Raw genomic sequence first — 16,364 nt, forward strand, 5'->3', positions numbered from 1 at the left:
GTCTAAAATTTTAAGGGCACACCGCAATGCTTTAATCTTAAAAAAGCTTTTGCCAATTCAGGAAAAAACTACTCTGTTTATATTTCTGGCAGAAGAAACTTATTCTTCGTTCAGATTTTGCCAGATTAAATCTTTTAGCTCGTCGATTCCCTGGTTAGCCAGAGAAGAGAAAAACACATAAGGTAAATCAAGCGGTATTTTCTTCCTGATTTTGGCCAATTGTTTGTCGTCTATTAACTCAGATTTAGATATACCCAGAATACGTTTTTTGTCGAGCAGTTCGGGGTTATACAGTTTTATTTCTTTCAGAAGTGTTTTATACTCTTTCAGGGGGTTTTCGCTATCGGCGGCTACAAGAAACAGCAAAATCGAGTTACGCTCAATGTGCCGCAAAAAACGCAGGCCAAGACCTTTGCCCTCTGAGGCGCCTTCTATAATACCGGGGATATCGGCCATAATAAAAGACCTGTAATCTCTGTATGACACCACACCCAGATTAGGCACAATGGTAGTAAAGGGATAATCGGCAATTTCGGGCTTCGCAGCAGAAACAACAGACAAAAGTGTTGACTTACCGGCATTAGGGAAACCCACCAGACCTACATCGGCCAGCACTTTCAGTTCCAGTATTATCCATAACTCTTCACCTTCTTCACCGGGCTGGGCATATTCGGGCGCCTGATTGGTTGAGTTTCTGAAATGGTAATTTCCTAAACCACCCCGGCCACCTGCCAGCAAAACAATTTTTTCGCCGTCTTGTGTTACTTCACCTAGTAATTCACCGGTTTCGGCATCTCTGGCTACGGTGCCTAATGGCACCTCTATGATTTCATCTTTACCCTGGGCACCGGCTCTTCTGCCACCTTCACCTGCTACGCCGTGTTCAGCCTTTATGTGCTTACGGTATTTCAGGTGCAGGAGTGTCCAGTGCTGGGCATTTCCTCTAAGAACAATATGGCCACCGCGACCGCCGTCTCCGCCGTCCGGCCCGCCATTAGGTACATGCTTTTCTCTTCTAAAATGTTTAGACCCAGCCCCACCATTGCCCGAGCGGCAATTTATTTTCACATAATCAATAAAATTACTTGTCATAATCTTTGGGTCGTTTGAACAATTGTATGATTTAGTGAATGAGTAACTGCCTGATTAAAACCAGTTAATCTGTGCAACGGCGACAGTAAAATCACCGATTCTCTCACTCACTAAACGGTTTTCAATGAACCATTGCGGAGTCAATTGCTTCGCAAATGGCACCGAATATGGCTTCTATTTCACCAATACCGTTCACTTTTACCACTTTGCCTTGTTGCTGATAGAACGGCAGCACGTGGATAGTCTTGGTAAAATATTCGTCTATGCGTTTTAATAATTTATCTTGGTCGTCATCGGCTCTGCCGCTTACCTTCTTTCTTTCGGCAATGCGGTTTTTAATTTCTGCCTCTGTTACGTCCAGCTGCAAAACCAGGTCTATCTTTTCTCCTTTACCCTCCAGGAATTTATCAAGCGCTTCGGCCTGATTAACCGTACGAGGGAAACCATCAAAAATAAAGCCGCTGGCATCTGGGTTACGTTGTACCTCTTCTTCCAGCATATCAATGGTGATAGAATCAGGCACCAGCAATCCGTCGGCCAATATCTGCTTTACACGTTTCCCAAGCTCGGTATCCTGGCTGATATGCATTCTGAACATATCGCCTGTTGAAATATGAGCTAGCTTGTATTTGTTAATAATCTTAGCTGATTGTGTGCCTTTTCCGGCACCGGGAGGTCCAAAAATTACAAGATTAAACATAGATAAAATTAATGGTCATAACTGTCCCTTTCAGGTTTGCGTAAAGAGCAGGACGACAAAAATAAAATCAAATTTTGTAAGATGCACATTTTCAATGCAAATAATTTGAAACCGATAAAAAAATGGGGCCCGCTTCTGACAGAAACGAGCCCCATTTTTTTACTTTATTTTAGATCATCATCCTTTCGGACCCCCATTTGCAGGGTTATTGTTGGCCGGCGCGGCTGTTCCAGCCGGAGCAGCAGTACCATTACCACCATTAATAATTTCAAGAACTTTTATAGCCTGCTGATTGGTTGGGTCGTAGATTAACACCAGGTTCATGTATTCTTTTGCCTTGGTTGTGTCTTTATCAAGCAAAAGAGCCTTTGTACCTAAATAACCATAAGCCTCAGCCAGGTATCTTTTTGTATTATCTTTCACTTTGTCAGCCTCTGGCACTAATGAAATGTATTTTTCATAAACCTTGGCAGCTGAGAAAGTTGAGTCGTTCGGATTTGCATATTGTTTTGCACGTGCTTTGATAATATAAGGTACCAACCAGGTATCACGATACAATTCAATTGTTTTAGACAAAGCTGAGTCTGCTTTCACATATTCTTTTGAACGCATGTAGGCGTCAGCAAGATTATAATAATCCGGCGCTCCTGCTTTTTTAGAAGCTGCAATTGATTTCTCTAAAGTCTGAGCCAGTTTATCCCATCTTTTAGCGGCTTTATAAACATTGGCTATATCGTTCAGATAATTTGAAGTGGTATCTCCCATTTCTATAGCCTTTTGCATGCTCAGGATACCCAAAGAGTCGTTCAGAGCTTTGTTTGCATCATCTTTGATACAGATATAACCTTTACCGATTGTACCGTAATCAGATGGCAGGTGGCGATCTTTTGGAGCCTTGTTTAAAAACTCCTGGATATTTTTGATACCCTCGGCACACTCTCCTTTTTCAACTTGCGTATAACCTCTCAAACGGTATTTAACAGGGTCCTGAATTTTATCGAAGATAGAATTCAATACGTTTGTAGCGCCATCATAATCTTTAACTGTAAACGCCAGTTTTACGTAGTTAAGTTTAGAAGCGTCTGAAGCCTCACTTTTCTCAAGATACAATTTGGCGTTTTTGGCAGCCAGGTCATATTTACCGAAAACGGTATAAAGGTTACCTAAATATCTGTAAGCTGGTGCGTGGTCCGGGTCAGCTGTGATAGCCTCAGTAAATTCTTTTTGTGCTGAAGGATAACTTTTACCCTGAAACCATACTCTACCCATTTCTGTGTGAATAATAGCTGCTTTCTGGCCCATTCCCAGCGCGTTTTCAAGGGCTGTCATGGCTGGGCCACCATCGTTTTTCAATAAAAATGCTTTTGCAAGCGCAATGTAATAATCAGGGTTGTTTTTTACTTTCAGCAGGTCAAGACCAGCCTGAATATTCAACACTGCTTCGGCAGGGTCGTTCAGTTTCGGATTATCTGAAATGGCATACGCATCTCCGATTCTGAATAAAACTTCAGCGTTTTTATTTTTTGTATCTTTTTTAATTAAATCAAAGTCAGCTTTTGCACCTGCTTTATCGCCAGACAATAATTTAACTGCACCTAAACCTACGCGGTTCAGAGGATCAGGTCTTTTATCAACGGCTGTTCCTTTAGTAAAAGCATCTTTAGCTTTTTCCAGGTCTGGCTCAGGCAAGTTAAGATAATAGTAACCCTGATAAAAATAATTTTCTGCCGTTGGAGCAGAGCTTACCAGTTGATTGAAAATAGTTCCTGCAGCGTTGTAGCGCTCGGCCTCCAAATTTCTCAATCCGTCCTGCACTGTTTGTGCCAAGGTGTGGAACGACAACGCCAGCACCGCAACTGCTGATACTGACAAAGATCTCAAAATCTTGTTCATTTTCACTCTGAAGTTAGGTTTACGATTCTTTGTATTAAAAAAACATTAAGCAAAATTAAAAAACAATTCCGATACAGAAAAAAATTTGTTCATATCGGGCAATACTTTTTAAATCTTTTGCTATTGGTGATTAAGACAAAATCTTGTATTTAAGGTTTATTAATAATTTGTTAATGCTGATTTGTCTGAATCCCTGGTTGTAAAACAAAAAAAATACCGGCAGGGTTCTATTTGGGCTGTTCTCTGCTGATGACCACCCCTTTTGGATAGACATAATAGGGTATTAATCCTGACTTTTCAACCACCAGCTGGCCTATCTGGGCACAGCAAAAACGGGTAAATGCTTTGGTTAAACCGAAGTGATCCATTGTGTGCAGATAAACGCGCCTTTCAAGCGGATATTTCCTGGCACGAAGCGATTCAGTTGTTGGCTTATAATAATCAGCGGCAGCCGGGCTATCTGAAGCCGAAACGCCAAGCACCTTAATACTAGATATAAAAACCCTGCTGTTCTGGTCGTCAAGGTCGCTAATCCAGTTACCACCAATGATACCAATAGCCTTTGGATTCTTCTTAATATACTCTAATACATCTTTATTGCCATTGGCAGCAAAGATATTGGCGCGGTTCATATCTTTTATCTGTAATTTCTGCATCATGTAATTCAGGTTGCTTGAATTACTGTTATCAAAAACCAGTTTAAAATCTGAATGCGCCTTTCCGTCAAAAATATCTTTCAGCTCTTTCAGCGAAATATTTTCAATCGGGTTTTCAGGGTTAACAATCAAAGCCACACCATCAAGCGCCATTTTTGCAGGCAGGTAGGCTATTTTCTTCGATGCAAAAAAAGACTGCTCATTTTGCGTTGCTTCACGGGTTGTAACAGCAATATCAACTGAATCACTTAACATCAACGACATTGCCTTTTGCTCGGGCATATATCTGACATGTAAAATGGCTTTCGGATAATGTGCATTGTAAGCCATTACCTGGGCATCAATAATAGGTTTAAGTGATTCGTCGGCTGCAATTGTTATTTCCCCATCGTTTGGTAAATCCGGCTTGTCGGGTTTAGAACACCGCAAAAAAAGCAAAGCGCAGATAACCAAGAGAATTAACTTCCTCATTGTAGTAATTCTATTATAGTTTAAGTTTGAACAACGTAAAAATACTATATAGGCAACGAAAAAAAAATAATAGACAAAATATTATTAAAAAATAATTAAAAAAACATGCCACCCTGTTACACAAAGTGGCATGTTTTTAAAGAAAAAAATCAGTCATTCATCGTGTCTTTGATTGACAGGTAGGCTCTGTATGCTCTGAAAATACCATAGGCTATCAACAAAGCGCCCATTGCATAAGCGAGCGTATCTGAAAGCGGCACCATCAACCATTTCAACTTAATTACAAAGTATCCTAAAACCATGTAAACCAGGGCAAATAAGCCCATTGACAATTGTAAGACCCTTTGAAATACCTGACGCTGCTTATCTGATGAATTACGTCGTGCTGCCATTATTACTCAAGTTGGAAATTGATCGGCATGGTAAAGAATACACGCACGCTACGACCATTTTGTTTACCCGGATTCCATTTTGGCATCGACTTAATAACTCTTATTGCCTCTTCGTCGCAACCAAAACCAATACCTTTCAGAACTTGTACGTCGCCGATACGTCCGTCTTTTTCAACAACGAACTTAGCAAATACTCTACCTGAAACGTTGGCTCTTTGAGCTTGAGACGGATATTTAAGGTTTTTACCAATGAAGGTATACATCTCCTTAAGACCGCCCGGAAACTCCGGTTGTTGTTCAACCGTGGTGAAGATTTCATCTTCTTTCGGTTGAGCGATTTCAGCTGGTTTAGGCGCTTCTACCGGTGGAGGTGCCGCTGCAACTTCTTCAGTTTCAACACCTTCTTTGTTCACGTTAGAAATAACCTTATTTTCAACCTCTTCCACTTTTGGTGGTGGTTCTTCATTCTTTACTTCTTCATCGGCCTTTGGTTCAGGCGGAATGAACTTAATTTGCGCTATCTCCTGCTTTGGTGGTTCAGGCTCTTGCGGCGGAGGCGGAATATCAGGCTTTTTCTCTTCCTGTTTTTCTTCCTTTAACTTAGAGAGGTCAATTTCAACGGTTTGAAGTTCTTCTTCTTTATTACCGCCAAATTTATTAACACTCCATGCCGCTAACAATGCTCCACCAAATATACCAATACCAATAACAGAAGCTTTGGTAAGGTATCTTGAGTAGTTCTTCCTTAGTGAATATGCACCGTATTCCTTGTTACGGCCTTCGAATACAATTTCATCTAAGGTGATGTTACTAGCATTTTTTGCTTCCATTGATTTGTTTGTTTTTTCCTTAGATTACTTATTTTTTAGGTTCTGCCAGCTTTTGGTCAAGCAATTCCTTCTCTTTCGGAGCCAAATCAACAATTGCGTAGCGGTCTGACTTCGTAATTGCCATTTCGTCCAAAATATCTACAGTATTCTTCCAGTTAGCTTCATCACTTGGCTTGATGATAACAGTAAACTTGTTTACATCAAGTGCATTGGCTTTCTTAACTAATACAGCTTTTCTGATACCTTCGGCAGAGTAATCTGTTTCGGTAATATCTGCTACGGTTAATTCCGGAAGAGGCTTCTGATACCAAAATACTCTGTCATCTTTCCCCATCAAAACGGTAATGGTGTTGGTTACCTTTACCTCTGGTGGTGGCGGATCATCAGGCTTTGGTTTATCAGGCATGTTCAGCTTCATCATGTTGGGCTTGCCGAATGTAGTGGTATACATAAAGAAAGTAATCAACAGGAAGCCCAAGTCCACCATCGGTGTCATATCAGGTTTACCACCTGCTTTCTTGGACCGTACCTTATCGCCTTTCTTACCACCACCACCGGACTCCTGTATTTCTGCCATTTTATATCTGGTAATTTAAGGGTTCGAAAATTTACTATTCTTTCGTTTCAGAATCGGTAATTAACTGAAATTTGTTAATATCGTTTTTACCAAGTTCTGTAAACAATTTTTTGATTGCAGGATACTGCGTTTTCACGTCGCCACGAACAGCCAGTTTCGCTTTCTTGTTGATGTCTGACAAATAGGTTTTCACCCAGTCAACCAACTCACTTTTTGTACTGTCGTTTGGAATACCTGCAATTTTTACCTGACCTTTCTGTGCGTCCGGAAGTGCAAGATATTGTTTTAATGAAGTGATTGAAACACCGGTTTCAGATAACTTTGTAAAACTAGCCTGCTCAGATTCCGAAAGGCCGGCGCTATACTTCTCATTCATTTTCTGAATAAGCGCGTATCTGTCAACCGGATTGGTAACGCCAAAATAATATTTGCCGTCTTTATCAATGGTAATCGTAGCCATATCCTTGTCCTCAATTTTAATTTCTGACACTGATGAAGGCGTATCTACTGTTACAGACTCCTGACTTTTGAACTGGGTAGTCATGATGAAGAATGTAAGGAGTAGGAACGCAACGTCACACATCGCAGTCATATCCATTGATGGACTTTTTCTGGCTGGTTTCGGTGCTGCCATAGCTTTTGTTTAAAAATTTAAAAGTTTAAACTACTGTTAACTTTACTGCTTTTCTTAGTGGTGAGCAGCGAAGTTTTGCTGAAGGCTCATTCCGATTTCGTCAATCTTGTAAGTAAGCGTATCTATTTTTGAGGTAAATAAGTTATACATGATGATTGAGATCGCTGATGTACCGATACCCAAGGCTGTGTTAATCAAGGCCTCAGCAATACCAGTTGCAAGAGCAGATGCATCAGGGGCACCACCACCAGAACCAAGAGCAAAGAATGAACGGATCATACCGATTACAGTTCCTAATAGGGCTACAAGGGTTGAAACTGATGCTAGTGTTGAAAGAATAGTAAGGTTTTTCTCTAACATTGGAAGCTCAAGTGTTGTGGCTTCTTCAACTTCTTTTTGAAGTGCAACCAATTTCTGATCTTTCAATAATGAAGTATCAGCGGCCAATTGGTTATACTTTTGTAGAGCGGTTTTAGTAACGTTACCTACTGAACCTTTTTGTTTGTCACACTCTTTGATAGCTTCGGCAATGTTGTTTGAGTCTACTAACGAACGTACTTTACGAACGAAGGCATCCAAATCACCTGTACCAGAAGCTTTGTTGATTGTAATGAAACGCTCAATAGAGAATACCAATACTGAAAGCATGAAAGTTAACAGGATAGGTACGATGATACCTCCTGAATAAACTATACCCATAGCAGTAATTGGTTTGTGTTTAATTTCGGGATCTGAGAAGTTGGCTGGGTCACCTAGGATGAAATACCACAAACAAAAACCGATAACTAATAAAATTGGGATAACGAACGCTGGATTTAATCCACCACTTGAAGACTTAGGGGCTGCTGGTTTTGCTGCTGGGGCTGTAGTCTTTTTTTCCATTAGCTTTGAAATTTTTAGGGTTTTAAAAAATGATACAATGAATTTTTTGGTAAATAAAAGTTAAAATTTTAAAACAAAGAATATTAATAATAGAAAATTTTGTAAAAACCTGCTAAATATTCTTTTTCAATCGTGGGACAAGTTTAAGCAAAATCGGTGAAACAAAAAATATCAAACCTTATAAATTTTTATCATCAGAATATACTTTTGCATTTTTTAAAGATTGATTATATCTATTTTCCGTATGGGCTAAAAACATAACTTTTTCATTATCAGATAGTTAAATATTATGCTTCCTGCCATATAACTAAAACTTTCGTTCTCGATTTTTTTTCACAGAAAAATACTATTTTTTTAAAAAAAACTGGCCGGTCAGGGCTTATTACTGTCAACTTTCAGTCTTTCGTCACGATTCGCCACCCCCCATGCTGTATGAAATACCAGTTCTGTAATCTGTCTGTATTTAGGAAAAAGGATTTTTTCTACGTCGTCACCCGGGCGATGATAGTCTGCATGCACCCCTGTAAAGTAGAAAGCAACGGGTATCTTATGCTTGGCGAAGTTGTAATGATCTGAACGATAATAAAATCTGTTTGGGTCTTTGGGATCGTTGTATGTATAATCTAACTGAAATTTAACCGAATTATTGTTGGCCTCTTCACTTATTTGATGTAATTCTGATGATAATTTATCAGAGCCGATGATATACACATAGTCTTCACGCGGGGCGTGTTCTTTGTCTATGCGGCCAATCATGTCAATGTTCAGGTCACACACGGTATTAGCCAGCGGAATTACCGGGTCTTTGTCGGCATAGTACTGCGACCCCAACAGGCCTTTTTCTTCGCCTGTTACTGTCATAAACAAAATACTGCGGCGAGGCCCGAAGCCGTCTTTTTTTGCCTGGCTGAATGCCCTGGCCAGTTCAAGAACTGCACAGGTGCCTGAGCCGTCGTCATCGGCGCCGTTATGTATCTGCCCACCCTGAATACCCACGTGGTCGTAATGTGCGGTTACCAGCACCACTTCATCTTTTTTGTCGGTTCCTTCCAGAAAACCCATCACGTTCATGGTTTCAACAGGTACTTCTCCCCTTTCGGCTTTTACCGATACCTTCGATTCCTTAACTGAACCCGCACTGCTAACGCCACTGGTTACTATTTTATTAACCAGTTTATCAAATTTTTTAGGCTTGATATCGAGCATTTCGGCAGCCATGGCTTTTGAAATATAAAAAACCGGGTTTGTGGTAGGCTGTTCGGGTGTTGTAGCCTGGCTGATGCTCATGCGGTTAAAACGCGACAACACCACACGTCTTTCGGCTGCCAGACTTTTGAATCCGGTCTCGTCTGAGGCCGACACCACAAAAAGCATTCTGGCACCTTTGCCAGCCGCCAGTGAGGTTTTTCTGGTGAAGCCGGCTTTGTCATCCCACTCCGACTTCTCTCCGTCTTTTGTTACATAGCTTTTGCCGGCGGCATCTTTGGGTTCACCTTCCAGAATTACAACAGCTTTATTTTTTACGTCTAAATTTTTGTAGTCGCTGTAATTACCGGCCTCTACACCATAGCCTGCAAAAACCACCTGCACCGATTCTTCCTGCGGTATGCTGGTAAGGCCATTGGGGTAATAATCTTTAAAAAATTCTTTCTTTTTGTTGCCTATTTTGATGTAGGCGTCTTTCCAGCCCTTTTTGTATAGATTAAAATGCTGAAAATAGCCTTTGCCGCCTTTGCCGTCAGATGCTACAGGTTGCAGGCCGAGGTCTGCAAAGCGTTTGGCAATGTAATCGGCGGCTTTTTTTTGTCCTTCCGAGCCGGTATCGCGGCCTTCCAGTTCATCAGAAGCAATGTAGGTCAGGTCTTTTTTCAGGTTTTCGGCAGAAATAGTAGCTGCGTAGATTTTTGCTTTGTCGAGGGTGTTTGGGTTTTGTGCATATAAAAATGAGCACGAACTAAAGAGAAAAACTGCTAAGATGTTTTTTTTCATACGGTAATACAAGTTTGTTGTTTATTCTTTTGTAAAAATACGAGATATTTGCGGAGATAGCAGAATTATGAATTATTTTGTTGCAAAAACACCACCCGTTAGGGATAACATACCTGAAGTTGCTTATGTTAGTTAAATTGATTTCTAAGTCTTGTAATGACGATATATTTAAATATACCGTCTCTACAAGACTCAAAAAGCAACAACATGGTTAAAGTTTCTACTGATATTTCGTCCCTAAAGGGACTCTTACCGCAACCACTTAAAGTTTAATAGAAGATTTTATTGTGCTCATGACTAAAGAACAGGTTCTTAAGAAATATTTTGGCTACGATTCCTTCCGACCGTTTCAGTCTGAAATCATTGATACCATACTGGCCGGGCAGGATTGCCTGGTGCTGATGCCCACCGGAGGCGGTAAGTCGGTTTGTTTTCAGGTGCCTGCTATGGTTTTTGAAGGATTAACGCTGGTGATATCTCCACTCATTGCGCTCATGAAAGACCAGGTGCAGGCATTGCTGGCCAATGGTATTCCGGCTGCGTTTATTAATAGTTCTTTATCACCCACCGAACAAAGGGAAATTGAAATACAGTGTCGCTCGGGGGCATTGAAATTACTGTATATATCGCCGGAAAAACTGCTAAGCAATAATTATCTGGAATACATAAAGACCCTGAAAGTTTCGCTGATTGCCGTTGATGAATCTCATTGTGTATCAACCTGGGGGCATGATTTCAGGCCTGAATATACCCAATTGCATATATTGAAAAGTGTCTTTGCCAATACCCCAATGGTTGCCCTTACTGCTACGGCCGACAGGGTAACCCGCAAAGATATTCTGAAACAACTGGGCATTGCCGATGCCACTACTTTTATTGCCTCTTTTGACCGCCCCAACCTGAGCCTCGCGGTGTCGCCGGGAAGAAACCGCCTGAAAGTGATACATCAGTTTATTGCCAGCCGGCCGGGGGAACCGGGCATTATTTATTGCCTGAGCCGAAAGAATACGGAAGAGGTGGCCGAAGGACTACGCAAACTGGGAATTAAAGCCATGCACTACCATGCCGGTGTTGATGCGCAAACGCGCTCGGAGGTGCAGGATGCTTTCATTAAAGATGAGATACAGGTAATGGTAGCAACAATAGCCTTTGGTATGGGCATTGATAAGTCGAACGTGCGGTTTGTGATACATTATAGCCTGCCATCTAATGTGGAGAGTTTTTACCAGGAGATTGGCCGGGCCGGGCGAGACGGGATGCCATCTGATACGCTGTTGTTTTACAGTTTTGCAGATATTGTAACGCGGAAGGAAATGATTGAGAAGTCGGAGCTGCCGCCAGACATGAAAGAGGTGCAACTGGCGAAGCTGGACCGCATGAAGCAATATGCCGAAACAGAAATTTGCCGCAGGCGTGTACTGCTCAGCTACTTTAATGAAGAAGTGCATCAGGACTGCGGTAATTGTGACGTTTGCCGGAATCCACCCATAAGGTTTGACGCCACCGTTTTTGCTCAGAAGGCCTTATCGGCCATTGCACGTGCACATGAGAAAGTAGCAATGGGGCTGCTGATTGAGATTCTACGCGGGGCACAGACCCGCCAGATATTTGAGCATAACTACCAGACCCTGAAAACTTTTGGTGTAGGCAAAGAACTGAAATATGAAGAATGGGCCGATTACATTACGCAGCTGCTGAACTCGGGCATTATAGATATTGCCTACGACGAAAGGCACGCCCTGAAACTGAATGCGCGGTCGTGGCAGGTGCTGAAAGGCGAAAGAAAAGTAGAACTGGTAAGATTTGAGCCTTTTGAAGTAAAAAAAGCCCGACTGGAGGCCGAGGCTCTGAAAGACAAACCGAAGAAAGAAATTATACGCGATGCGCTGTTTAACAAACTGAAGCTCTTACGCAAAAAACTGGCCGATGAGCAGAATCTGCCACCGTTTGTGGTGTTTTCTGATGCTACGCTGTCTGATATGGCTCAAAAAAGACCTATTAACCGCATACAGATGCTGACTGTATCTGGCGTGGGAGAACAGAAGTTCAGGCAGTATGGAGAGGCGTTTATTAATGAAATACTCGATTTTGCCAGAGAACATTCCGAACAAGGTAAAACCATACTTGTAAAGGGTTTTACGTTTGCTGCAACACTGGATATGTATCAGAAAGGGATGTCGGTAGAGGAAATTGCTCAGGAACGTAAGCTAAACCAGGCAACCATTTTGAGCCATTTGGTAAAGCTGCACGAAGAAGGAAATGATATCAACCTGCACGATTTATTACCTGCCTACGAATACAACCAGATAATTGCCGCCGCCATGCGACTGAACATCAAAAAAACCGACCCTCTGAAACCACTCTTTGAGGACTTGGAGGGGTTGTATGATTATGGTAAATTGCGGATTGCTTTTGCGTTGTGGGATGAGGAAAAATAGGCCTTATTATCAAAAAATTGTTTAAAGATTTTCTAAAGTAGTAATCCAGGCGTTAAATCGTGGTGCTTTTCGCCTTAAATTTTCAAGCCCAATATATTCAGCTAACATACTCCCGTATAAAGTCTTATCATATCCTTTAATGATTCTTTTCAAACGATTTGATGGAGCCGTTTCAAAATGATAATTTATCATTTCTGGGTTTTCATACTTGGTAAACACATTTTTCAATTCTTCTTTTCCAACTATTTCTTCATCGTTAAAAAAATTGGAAAAGACATTAATATCATTAAACAAAAGCCCTTCAAATTCATGCAATTGAATGTAAGGGATAAATCTTCTACTGGATGATTCTTCAATATCCTCTTTCATTCCATTCTCTAAATCAAGTATTCTCTTACTCACATCAGTTTTAGCCTGAGCAATTTGCCAATTTGGAAAACTATGTCTGGCCTCCAATCCATAATAATCAATTAATGTTGTAATTAAAGATGTTGGGTCAGATTTTAAAAGATTTTCGATATCCTTTTTAAGAAACTTCCAACTAACAATTCCCCCATTTGACTGCTTGATTTTTGGGGCGGAAATAATTATCCCTTTTGAATAAAAATGCGTATAAAGAAGTGTTTGACAAAATTTTTGTTCTGTTTCGCCTTCGCAAATAATAATTAGTCTTTTCATAAGATTTAACTAAAATTAGGTTGGCCTGTTTCAATTATATTCCTTTTCCACAAATCATCAATGGTGTAATCTTCTAACCATAAGTGCAATGTTTCAGAATCTAGTCTTTTAAAATTACTTTCTCCATTTATTTGGTCTACCGTAATAATATCTTCCGGCTCAAAATGGCTTATTAAATCAGTAGATTGAGTTGCCAATATTACCTGACAGTCTTTAGAAGCAGCCGATTTCACAAGACCTGCCAATTTTGCAATGGCAGTTGGATGTAATCCCAACTCTGGTTCATCAATTATGATGGTTTGCGGTAGATTTGGCTGCATGAAGAGTACAGTTAATGCAATGAATCTGATGGTTCCATCTGATAAGGCATTTGTGCCATAAATAGTTGACGTATATTTACTTTCCCATCTTAATTTTACATTTCCGTTTGCTTCTGGTCTTAGAAAGAAATTTAAAAAATATGGAGCAATAGATTGAATAGTTTTTATTATTAAGTTGTAAACTTTTTGATTTTCAATAGATATATTATAAACTAAACCAGCCAAATTTTCTCCCTTTTCATATAAATAGAATTTATCATTTTCAATGTTAGATTCTTTACTAAATGGTGAACTTTCACCTGTATCATGAAAATGATGAGTTGAAATCGCTTTCAGCTGGTACATTATTTCTAAAGTCCCAGGGTAAAGGCGTTTTAAACCCGATTCATTATTCAAGGTTGTTATATCAATTGGTTTCTTTTTATCTAAATTATTATTACTTAATTCTTCTTTAGTAAAAATAAAACCCGATTCGCCCTTTTTTAAGGTAAAGGAATAGGCGTTTTTATCTTTAAAATACAAATGACTTGATATTTCACTTGTCACCTTATCCCCTTTATGCAAAAAAGTATCAATACCTTTAAGCGCTACATACTCTCTCAGGCTTCCCCTATATATATGCTTCAAGAAATCAAAAAAAGAAAGAAAATTACTTTTACCGCTTCCATTTGCGCCAATTAAGATATTAATTGGGCGAAGCGGGAGAGATAATTCTTTTATTGATTTGTATCCTTTTATTTCTATTTTTTCCATCTTGATTCTTTTTACTTGAAATTTGCAAGCAAGTTTCAAATCTTAACAAAGATATAAATTGAGATACATTCTACTACTATCTTCATTCTAAAATTGATAGATATAGATAGAACAATCCTACCTATACCCCTCAGCTTGCAGATAAAACAGCTCGGCATATCTGCCATTTTTAGCTAGTAGTTCTTCATGGCTGCCTATTTCAAGCATCTGGCCTTTTTCTAGCACCAGAATGCGGTCTGCCATTCGGACGGTTGAGAAGCGGTGCGAGATAAGCACAGCCGTTTTGCCCTTGGTGAGTTCAGCAAAACGCTTAAATACCTCAAATTCAGAACGGGCATCCAGAGCTGCTGTGGGTTCATCCAGTATCACCACGTTGGCTTCTCTCAAGTAGGCACGGGCCAGTGCAACTTTCTGCCATTCGCCTCCCGACAATTCAATACCTTTGGCAAACCTGCGCCCCAGTGGCTGGTCATATTGCAAAGGTAGTTTTTCAATTACGGCATCTGCCAGGCTTTGTCCGGCGGCACGTTGCAGTTCGGGCTTGTTTTCTAAAGAATCAATATCACCTACGGCTATGTTTTCACCGGCCGTAAACTGAAACTTCTGGAAGTCCTGAAATATTACTCCTATCTGCCTGCGAAGGTCTTCCAGATCATATTCTCTTAAATCATATCCATCCAGTAAAATCCTACCCTCGTCAGGGTCATACAGGCGGGTTAACAGTTTTACCAGGGTAGTTTTACCAGAGCCGTTCTCCCCTACCAGTGCCAGTTTCTCTCCGGCTTTTAAATTAAAATGAAGATGTCGGTTTGCCCATTTGTCAGACCTCGGATACTTAAACCCTACATTCTCAAAAACAAAACCTTCTTTAATAGGATTCGGAACTGGCCTCGGATTGGCCGGCGACACAATGTGCGGCTCCATGCGGTAGAAATCGAACAAGTCATTCAGATATAGCGCTCCCTGCGAAATAGTATTAAACCGGCTCAGAAAGTTTTCAAGAAAAGACTGCAACTGCCTGAACGAGCCTGTAAGAAAAGTAAGTGTACCTACCGAAATGGCACCTTTAATGGTATCTAAAACAATAATGCCATAAGCAGAAAAATACCCCACTGTGCCTATGGTTACCAACAGCGCACCCCACACAGCCCGGCTGACAGCCAGTTTTTTAGATTCATTAAAATACTGTGTCGACAAGCTGCGGTATCTGTCGACCAGAAAGCCAGACAAACTAAAAAGTTTTATTTCTTTGGCGGTGTCGTCGCTGGCACCAATGTATCTGAAATAATCGAGCGTTCGTCGCTGGGGTGTCCAGCCTCTTTGTAAAAAATAGCTTTTGGCGTTAAAATACAGCTCACCCATAAAAGCCGGAATAACTGCTACCAATAAAAGCAGAATGAGCCACGGATTAAAAGCCGCCAGCCCCACCATTAAGCTGCCCATCGTTACCAGATCCTGCGCCTGCGTGAAAGTCTGCGATAGTAGCGCCGTTCGTCCGTTTACCTGTTGGCGGGCTCTTTCCAGTTTATCATAAAAGGTGGCGTCTTCAAACTGGGCCAGGTCTAGCGAAGCGGCGTGTTCCATTAGCTTTATCGATGTTTTGTTGGCAAACATATCACCCAGCAGGCCATCGGTAAGAGTAATGCCTCTTGCCAGTATATCACTAATAATTACAAGACCGAATTCTGATAATATAATTAGAATGAGGTGTTGATAATTAGTAGCGTGCGTGTTTATTAATACTATTACCTCGTCAATAATTAATTTGCCCAAGTACAGCACCAGCAAAGGAATAACAGACCGCATGGCCCGAAGTACAATATTTCCGACCGTTAAGGCAGGTGAGGTTTGATACACTTCTTTTATAAACACAGGCAGGTTGCGAAGCGATTGTAGTCTTTGCCGAAAATTAATTTTCTCTTCTTCTTTCCGTACTTTTGGCATATATACTTTAGCTATTTAGTGATTTAGTGAATGAGTGATTTAGCGATTTAGCGGGCGGCGTTTGCTGATTTTGCGATTTTAATTTAACGATATGAGTGATAAAAAACTACAAAAT

General features: G+C 40.7%; 14 protein-coding genes. 1 reads left to right on the forward strand and 13 read right to left on the reverse strand.

Going from position 1 to position 16,364, the window contains the following annotated elements:
• Positions 1–99 precede the first annotated feature (99 nt).
• The 10 genes from obgE to NZ848_RS12815 form a co-directional block, all read right to left on the reverse strand.
• Positions 100–1,095, reverse strand: a complete 996-nt coding sequence (gene obgE, locus NZ848_RS12770; protein WP_259015925.1) for a GTPase ObgE — start codon at positions 1,093–1,095, stop codon at positions 100–102.
• 118 nt (positions 1,096–1,213) lie between these two features.
• Positions 1,214–1,792, reverse strand: a complete 579-nt coding sequence (locus NZ848_RS12775) for an adenylate kinase (RefSeq protein ID WP_259015778.1) — start codon at positions 1,790–1,792, stop codon at positions 1,214–1,216.
• A gap of 177 nt (positions 1,793–1,969) precedes the next feature.
• A complete protein-coding gene (locus NZ848_RS12780) occupies positions 1,970–3,685 on the reverse strand; it encodes a tetratricopeptide repeat protein (protein ID WP_253522507.1) in 1,716 nt (571 codons plus the stop codon).
• 227 nt (positions 3,686–3,912) lie between these two features.
• Positions 3,913–4,812, reverse strand: coding sequence for a PstS family phosphate ABC transporter substrate-binding protein (locus NZ848_RS12785; RefSeq protein WP_259015779.1), 900 nt, complete (start codon positions 4,810–4,812; stop codon positions 3,913–3,915).
• 149 nt (positions 4,813–4,961) lie between these two features.
• The gene (locus NZ848_RS12790) at positions 4,962–5,204 is read right to left on the reverse strand and encodes a hypothetical protein (RefSeq protein WP_216824423.1); all 243 of its coding nucleotides are present in this window, start codon (positions 5,202–5,204) and stop codon (positions 4,962–4,964) included.
• Between the two features lie 2 nt (positions 5,205–5,206).
• The gene (locus NZ848_RS12795) at positions 5,207–6,034 is read right to left on the reverse strand and encodes an energy transducer TonB (RefSeq protein WP_253522511.1); all 828 of its coding nucleotides are present in this window, start codon (positions 6,032–6,034) and stop codon (positions 5,207–5,209) included.
• Positions 6,035–6,062: 28 nt separating this feature from the next.
• The gene (locus NZ848_RS12800; RefSeq protein WP_253522513.1) at positions 6,063–6,611 is read right to left on the reverse strand and encodes an ExbD/TolR family protein; all 549 of its coding nucleotides are present in this window, start codon (positions 6,609–6,611) and stop codon (positions 6,063–6,065) included.
• A gap of 34 nt (positions 6,612–6,645) precedes the next feature.
• Positions 6,646–7,245 (reverse strand): ExbD/TolR family protein, encoded by a 600-nt coding sequence (locus tag NZ848_RS12805; protein ID WP_253522515.1) that lies wholly within the window; start codon positions 7,243–7,245, stop codon positions 6,646–6,648.
• Between the two features lie 54 nt (positions 7,246–7,299).
• A complete protein-coding gene (locus tag NZ848_RS12810) occupies positions 7,300–8,127 on the reverse strand; it encodes a MotA/TolQ/ExbB proton channel family protein (protein WP_259015780.1) in 828 nt (275 codons plus the stop codon).
• 372 nt (positions 8,128–8,499) lie between these two features.
• On the reverse strand, positions 8,500–10,116 hold the full coding sequence (locus NZ848_RS12815) for a M28 family peptidase (RefSeq protein WP_259015781.1): 1,617 nt from the start codon (positions 10,114–10,116) through the stop codon (positions 8,500–8,502).
• 293 nt (positions 10,117–10,409) lie between these two features.
• Here NZ848_RS12815 and recQ point away from each other — a divergent pair, with 293 nt between their 5' ends.
• Positions 10,410–12,554 carry a DNA helicase RecQ gene (recQ, locus tag NZ848_RS12820; protein ID WP_259015782.1) on the forward strand — a complete coding sequence of 715 codons (2,145 nt, stop codon included), beginning with the start codon at positions 10,410–10,412 and terminating at the stop codon, positions 12,552–12,554.
• A 21-nt stretch (positions 12,555–12,575) separates the two neighbouring features.
• On the opposite strand, the gene NZ848_RS12825 is transcribed toward recQ, so the two are convergent.
• The 3 genes from NZ848_RS12825 to NZ848_RS12835 all read right to left on the reverse strand — a co-directional run bounded on the left by NZ848_RS12825 (position 12,576) and on the right by NZ848_RS12835 (position 16,249).
• Entirely contained in the window at positions 12,576–13,232 is a 657-nt protein-coding gene (locus NZ848_RS12825; RefSeq protein ID WP_259015783.1) for a DUF4276 family protein, read from the reverse strand.
• A gap of 5 nt (positions 13,233–13,237) precedes the next feature.
• A complete protein-coding gene (locus NZ848_RS12830; RefSeq protein ID WP_259015784.1) occupies positions 13,238–14,305 on the reverse strand; it encodes an AAA family ATPase in 1,068 nt (355 codons plus the stop codon).
• Positions 14,306–14,422: 117 nt separating this feature from the next.
• On the reverse strand, positions 14,423–16,249 hold the full coding sequence (locus NZ848_RS12835; protein ID WP_259015785.1) for an ABC transporter ATP-binding protein: 1,827 nt from the start codon (positions 16,247–16,249) through the stop codon (positions 14,423–14,425).
• Positions 16,250–16,364: the final 115 nt, after the last annotated feature.

The sequence above is a fragment of the Emticicia fluvialis genome, assembly GCF_024793945.1.
GTDB classification, from domain to species: domain Bacteria; phylum Bacteroidota; class Bacteroidia; order Cytophagales; family Spirosomataceae; genus Emticicia; species Emticicia fluvialis.

Excerpts from the sequence above, each read along its gene's own strand:
- NZ848_RS12775 (WP_259015778.1), bottom strand. The coding sequence starts at position 1,792 with ATGTTTAATCTTGTAATTTTTGGACCTCCCGGTGCCGGAAAAGGCACA.
- NZ848_RS12780 (WP_253522507.1), bottom strand. The coding sequence starts at position 3,685 with ATGAACAAGATTTTGAGATCTTTGTCAGTATCAGCAGTTGCGGTGCTG.
- NZ848_RS12785 (WP_259015779.1), bottom strand. The coding sequence starts at position 4,812 with ATGAGGAAGTTAATTCTCTTGGTTATCTGCGCTTTGCTTTTTTTGCGG.
- NZ848_RS12790 (WP_216824423.1), bottom strand. The coding sequence starts at position 5,204 with ATGGCAGCACGACGTAATTCATCAGATAAGCAGCGTCAGGTATTTCAA.
- NZ848_RS12795 (WP_253522511.1), bottom strand. The coding sequence starts at position 6,034 with ATGGAAGCAAAAAATGCTAGTAACATCACCTTAGATGAAATTGTATTC.
- NZ848_RS12800 (WP_253522513.1), bottom strand. The coding sequence starts at position 6,611 with ATGGCAGAAATACAGGAGTCCGGTGGTGGTGGTAAGAAAGGCGATAAG.
- NZ848_RS12805 (WP_253522515.1), bottom strand. The coding sequence starts at position 7,245 with ATGGCAGCACCGAAACCAGCCAGAAAAAGTCCATCAATGGATATGACT.
- NZ848_RS12810 (WP_259015780.1), bottom strand. The coding sequence starts at position 8,127 with ATGGAAAAAAAGACTACAGCCCCAGCAGCAAAACCAGCAGCCCCTAAG.
- NZ848_RS12815 (WP_259015781.1), bottom strand. The coding sequence starts at position 10,116 with ATGAAAAAAAACATCTTAGCAGTTTTTCTCTTTAGTTCGTGCTCATTT.
- recQ (WP_259015782.1), top strand. The coding sequence starts at position 10,410 with ATGACTAAAGAACAGGTTCTTAAGAAATATTTTGGCTACGATTCCTTC.
- NZ848_RS12825 (WP_259015783.1), bottom strand. The coding sequence starts at position 13,232 with ATGAAAAGACTAATTATTATTTGCGAAGGCGAAACAGAACAAAAATTT.
- NZ848_RS12830 (WP_259015784.1), bottom strand. The coding sequence starts at position 14,305 with ATGGAAAAAATAGAAATAAAAGGATACAAATCAATAAAAGAATTATCT.
- NZ848_RS12835 (WP_259015785.1), bottom strand. The coding sequence starts at position 16,249 with ATGCCAAAAGTACGGAAAGAAGAAGAGAAAATTAATTTTCGGCAAAGA.